Origin of the sequence: Cereibacter sediminicola (assembly GCF_007668225.1) — a bacterium.
Lineage (GTDB): Bacteria > Pseudomonadota > Alphaproteobacteria > Rhodobacterales > Rhodobacteraceae > Cereibacter_A > Cereibacter_A azotoformans.
In genome coordinates this window covers 1-4,886 of sequence record NZ_VDEK01000072.1, presented here as the reverse complement: position 1 = coordinate 4,886, position 4,886 = coordinate 1, and the positions used below count along the sequence as shown (strand labels likewise).

The window sequence follows — 4,886 nt, the reverse complement described above, 5'->3', positions numbered from 1 at the left end:
TCGTCAGGCTCATAACCTGAAGGTCGTAGGTTCAAATCCTACCCCCGCAACCAAATCCCGCCGACATTCCAAAGACTTACGAACAGGCCCCGCGCGCTTCGCCGGGGCCTTTCGTCGTGACTCAAGCATGACTCAAGATTCTGGCCGCGCCAGAGTGCGCGGATCATCCCGACGTGCTAAGCATCTGGGAGAGCAAGGGAATCGGAGTGGCGAGTGGCGGACGGATTCATCGCATTCGAGCTGGACCTGATGGGCGCGGTCATGAACCAGCTCATCCCCTCGCTTGATGCCATGGGCAGCGCGCCGCTGACGCTCGACAACGCCCAGGCGCTCCCTGACGCCCAAGGGGTGTATCTTCTGATCCACGATGGCGAGGTGCGCTACGTCGGGAAAACCGACGCCGAGGCTGGCCTGCGAACGCGCCTCGCCCGCCACGCCCGGAAGTTCGAGCAGCGGCGGAACGTGCGCCCCGAGGACGTCCAGTTCAAGGCCGCGCAGATCCTCGTTCTGACCGCGATGGATATCGAGTCCAGAGTGATTGCCCACTACGGTTCCGAGTGGAACGGATCAGGCTTCGGGTCGAATGATCCCGGGCGCGAGCGCGAGACGACGAACAAGCCCGAGCAGGGCTTTGACGCGCGCTTCCCAATCGATATCGACAGTCCCCTTGAGGTCCTCGAGCCGGGCCAGATCACCGCGCACGAGGCGCTGGTGGCTCTTAAGATCGCGCTGCCCTACACGCTGCGCTTCGAGCTCGAGCTTGGCGCCAAGGGAAGTCACGCGTTCCGAACACGCCCGCACCCTGACCTTCCGGCCGCGACCATCACCGTCCCGGCTGGCCCGCTCTCGGTGCGCGACGCGATGCGCCTGATCGTTGCGGCTCTGCCCGCTGGCTGGCAAGCAACCTATTTCGTGAGCCACGTGATCCTCTACAAGGAAAACCGGCAGTACGCTCACGGGGCGCCGATCTAGGCCGCGTTCAGCTTGTCCCGGACGCCGGAAGCCACGATGCGCGCCAGCTGGCATGGCACCGCGTTGCCGAGCTGTCGCATCGTCTCCGTCCACGATCCGTGGAACACCATGTCGTCGGGGAAGGTTTGCAGCCGCGCGCTCTCGCGCACCGTGAAATAGCGAACCGAGCCATCCGGCCTGCGCAGCATGTTCTCGCCACCAGGCACGCCGTGCACGCCCGCCTTCAGCGTCTTGGCGGGCTCGTCCAGCGGGCTTCCCGTGTGCCCCGGATAGGAGCGGGCACCGGGCTGGAACCTGTGATCGTGGAAGCCCAGCGCCGTTCCGGGCGCGTGTTCTGGATCCGGCAGATCGGAGATCGCGTCACGAACAGTCAGCCACGGCTCGTCCAGCGGCCGGTCAGCGATCTTCAAGGCCCGTGCCTGCGCCGCGCCGCCATCCGGACGATCCTTCTTGGCGACGCGATGCAGGTCCCAATAGACCTCGTCCCGCCACTGCGACCAGAGCAACGCATCCCGCGAGTGGGTCGGCTTCGGGAAGTGCCACTCGATTCCGGTGTCGGCGCGAAAGCCGACGAGGAAGACGCGCTCGCGCCGCTGCGGGACGCCGTAGTTGGCCGAGTTCAGAACTCGCATCACCACCCGGTAGCGCAAGCCCTTGTCGGTCCCCTTGGTGTGGTGGTCCTCGAGGCGGGCAAGGTGCGCCAGCCATTCCTCGTCCTTCTTCGCGACGAGGTCGGGATAGGTCAGCTGCAGGCGGATGTACTCGAGGTAGTTCGCGAAGCTGCTGCGCGTGAGCCCCTTCACGTTCTCGAAGATGAAGGCTTTCGGTCGAAGCTCGCGCACCGCTCGGATCGCCTGCGGGAACATGTCCCGGCTATCGAGAAAGGCGCGGTGGCGCCCACCCATCGAAAACGGCTGGCAGGGCGGTCCGCCCGTCACCAGATCGACGGAGCCGCCGACGGCCCCGAAGTCGAACTGCCGCACGTCGCCCTCATGGATCGGCCAGTGCGCAATGGGATCGAGCCCGCGCTCCTTGTTCTCGCGGAGGGTGTCGCAGGCCCAGCGGTCCCAGTCCATGACGGCGGCCGGTCGAAAGCCTGCTTGGCTGACGCCGATGCCAAGGCCACCAGCACCCACGAACAGCTCGACCGATCTCATCATCCCAGGAACTCCCCGATCCGTGCCTGCAATTCCTCCCGGTTCTTCGTCTGGCATTCCCAGATTACGAGGACGTCCCATCCGAGTCCCGCGAGCAGGGCGAGATTACGCTCGTCCCGTTTTCTATTCGTTTCCAGCTTCGGGCCCCAAAAGTCCAGCTTCGATTTAGGAAGCCGGGCGAGAGGACATGCCGGGTCTTGGTGCCGATGCCAGAAGCAGCCGTGCACGAAGATTACCTTCTTGCGCGACGGAAAGACGAGGTCTGGCGCTCCCGGCAGGTCTCGACGATGGAGCCTGTAGCGATAGCCCATGGCGTGCGAAAGGCGGCGCACCAGCAGTTCTGGCTTGGTGTCGCGGCCACGCACCCGGCTCATCCGCTCGCTTCTCTGTTCTGGCGTCAGGGTGTCCATGCCTCACCCTAGAGGAGCGCGCGGACGTGGTCGATCCGCTGCCCAAGCCACTCCATCGCGTTCACCGCCATGCTGTTGCCCAGCGCCTTGTAGCGTGGTCCGTCGGGCGTCCAGTTCCGCTTCCGGTAAGGCACGTCCGTGTAACCGTCGGGGAAGCCCTGCAGGCGCTCGCACTCGAGCGGCGTCAGCCGTCGCACCGCCCAGCGCGTCGCGATGTATGACCGGCTCGAGCCACCCGAGGCCGCTCGGATATTTGCGGTGTCATGCGGGCCCTCCGGCATCTCGCCGCCCTCTCGGCCGCGAAGGTCGAACGCCACCGCCAGCTGACCACCTGCGTTGGCGTGCGATCCCGCATGCCCCATCGCCCGAAGCGTCGGCGTCGCGCCGCTTTCGTCCACTTGCGCCTCGCTGCCCTTGCAGTCGAACGCGATGGCCTGGGCAACCATCGTCTCCACCTCGAAGTCTATCCGCTGGCCCTTGGCGGTGAGGCACGCGGCCACGTCGATGGGCCCGGATGTGTTGCCGCCTCCGAAGCCCTGCGGGATCAATCCTCCGTCGAGATCGAAGTCTGTCCCGAGGCCACCACCGCCTCTAGTGCGTGCCGCAAGAGTTGGGGCAGGTCCTTGCCCCGGTTCCCGGCGCGGCGGAGGATTCCCGCGCAGGCTTTCGGGGTCAAAAAGTACCGCCGCAGGAGGTCGCCAGTCTCCAAGATATCCGACAACGAACACACGACGTCGCCGTTGGGGAACGGCTCCGGAAAAGCGGCGTGTTCGGATGTACTGAGCGTCCAGCACTCGGTAGGCCCACCCATAGCGCCAGCGCGCTGTTCAGCGTCTCGATGAACGAGTTGATGCGGGTGACGACCGCGTTCAGCATCGACTCGACGCCGCCGATCAGCCCGTTGGCCGCTTGGAAGACGAAGTCCCCAATCGCCTGCGGTAGCGCGCCCCAGATTGCCTTCACCGCGTCGAAGGCGCCCTGGAATGTCCCGACCGCGCTGTTGCCCCAGCCCACCACCGCGTCCGTGGCGCCCTGCAGGCCGTCGTAGATCACCGCCTGCGCCGAGGCCCAGCCCGACTCGACGCGCGCCCATGCGGCGCTGGCGCTGAGCGAGACGCGGTTCCAGACCTCGACCGCCACGTCCTTAAGCAGGCTCATGGCGTTGCCGAAGCCGCCAGCGCCGGAGACGAGGCGGGTGAACTGGTAGACGAGCTCGCCCGCGCCGACGATGAGCGCGCCGATGCCGGTGCGGATCAGCGCGCCACGCAGGACCACCAGCGCCGTGGCAAGGCCCTTGACGGAGAGCGCCGCCGCGGCGAGCCCGGCCACCCAGCGGCCAGCGAGGAACGCGGCGAAGGTGGTGGCATAGGTCGTCAGCCGGCCGAGGTTCTCGAACAGCCCCTGAATGGCCATGCCGAGCGGGCCAGTGGTACGGGCCATCGCCGCCATGGCGTCCGCCACCGCCTCGAGCGCGGGGGCGGCGGCGACCGCCAGCTGGTTCGAGACGCCGCGCCAGATCAGGCCGAGGCGCGAGATCGCGTCGTTCGTGCGCTCGATCTGGTCGGCGTCCTGCTCCGAGACGACAATGCCGAAGTCCCGGACGTCCTGCGTCGCCCGTAGCGTTCCCACATCTCCTGTACCGTCGGCGCATCGCGCTGTGCCTGCCGCTCGCCCATCGGGTCGTGGCCGAGATCGACCTCGCGCTTCATGTCCTTCGCGGTCTGGCGCGCGGCGGCCACCGTCCAGTCGGGCCATGCGCCGATGGTGATCCGGCGCTGCCGCCCCTCGGCGCGGTAGTCCAGGATGAAGGACTTGGCCCCGCCGGGAGTGATGCGCAGGGCGAAGCCCTTCACCTCCGCGTCCCACAGCATGGCCTGCCCGCGCACGGGCGGTAGGGCCTTCCGGGCGGCGGCTTCGGTCAGTTTCTCCGGCATCTCGGCGCTCCCTCATGTCAACACTGTGTCAACACGTCTTGTGGCTGTTTTTGTCGTTGGCTGGCGGCGAGTAACAGGCGGTCGCGCCAGATAGCCACAATAAAACAGCCGTCTAGGAGACTAGGCCGGAAAACGCGTCAACAATCAAGGCTCTAGATGTTGTGGGAAATCTGGCTCATAACCTGAAGGCCGCAGGTTCAAATCCTGCCCCCGCAACCAACGAAATCTGACACGCAGACACCAGAACCTCCTCCGGGAGGTTTTCCTGCATTCCCCCGTCGCCCGAGCCGAGCAGATGCCCGAGATCGCCGCGGATCTCGATCCGCAGACCGTCGACCGCTTCGGCGTCCGGCTGGACCGTAAGCTGACGCCGAGGGCCGTCTTGACTTACCGGCTTTTCTCATCGGCCATGA

The 4,886-nt window shown here is 66.3% G+C and carries 5 protein-coding genes and 1 pseudogene; 1 reads left to right on the top strand and 5 read right to left on the bottom strand.

The genetic code is table 11. From position 1 onward, the window contains the following. The first annotated feature begins 213 nt into the window (after positions 1-213). The gene (locus FG154_RS20070; protein ID WP_222120589.1) at positions 214-972 is read left to right on the top strand and encodes a GIY-YIG nuclease family protein; all 759 of its coding nucleotides are present in this window, start codon (positions 214-216) and stop codon (positions 970-972) included. Here FG154_RS20070 and FG154_RS20065 read toward each other — a convergent pair. From FG154_RS20065 to FG154_RS20040, 5 genes and pseudogenes are all read right to left on the bottom strand, one after another. Next, positions 969-2,129: a DNA cytosine methyltransferase gene (locus tag FG154_RS20065; protein WP_145111821.1), complete on the bottom strand. Its 1,161-nt coding sequence runs from the start codon at positions 2,127-2,129 to the stop codon at positions 969-971. The two genes, FG154_RS20070 and FG154_RS20065, sit on opposite strands and share 4 nt — an antisense overlap. Then, complete coding sequence (locus tag FG154_RS20060) at positions 2,129-2,539, bottom strand: very short patch repair endonuclease (RefSeq protein WP_145111819.1); 411 nt, start codon at positions 2,537-2,539, stop codon at positions 2,129-2,131. Before FG154_RS20060 ends, FG154_RS20065 begins: the two co-directional genes overlap by 1 nt. Positions 2,540-2,547: 8 nt before the next feature. Next, complete coding sequence (locus FG154_RS20055) at positions 2,548-2,985, bottom strand: DNA cytosine methyltransferase (protein WP_145111816.1); 438 nt, start codon at positions 2,983-2,985, stop codon at positions 2,548-2,550. A gap of 364 nt (positions 2,986-3,349) precedes the next feature. Further along, positions 3,350-4,171: pseudogene (locus FG154_RS20045) on the bottom strand (phage tail tape measure protein); the annotation flags it as partial. Further along, positions 4,057-4,410 (bottom strand): Arm DNA-binding domain-containing protein, encoded by a 354-nt coding sequence (locus FG154_RS20040; RefSeq protein WP_246100483.1) that lies wholly within the window; start codon positions 4,408-4,410, stop codon positions 4,057-4,059. The pseudogene FG154_RS20045 and the gene FG154_RS20040, both read right to left, overlap by 115 nt. Positions 4,411-4,886 lie beyond the last annotated feature (476 nt).

Bases quoted from the DNA above. Each gene is read 5' to 3' on its own strand.
- FG154_RS20065 (WP_145111821.1), bottom strand. From the start codon at position 2,129: ATGAGATCGGTCGAGCTGTTCGTGGGTGCTGGTGGCCTTGGCATCGGC.
- FG154_RS20060 (WP_145111819.1), bottom strand. From the start codon at position 2,539: ATGGACACCCTGACGCCAGAACAGAGAAGCGAGCGGATGAGCCGGGTG.
- FG154_RS20055 (WP_145111816.1), bottom strand. From the start codon at position 2,985: ATGGTTGCCCAGGCCATCGCGTTCGACTGCAAGGGCAGCGAGGCGCAA.
- FG154_RS20040 (WP_246100483.1), bottom strand. From the start codon at position 4,410: ATGCTGTGGGACGCGGAGGTGAAGGGCTTCGCCCTGCGCATCACTCCC.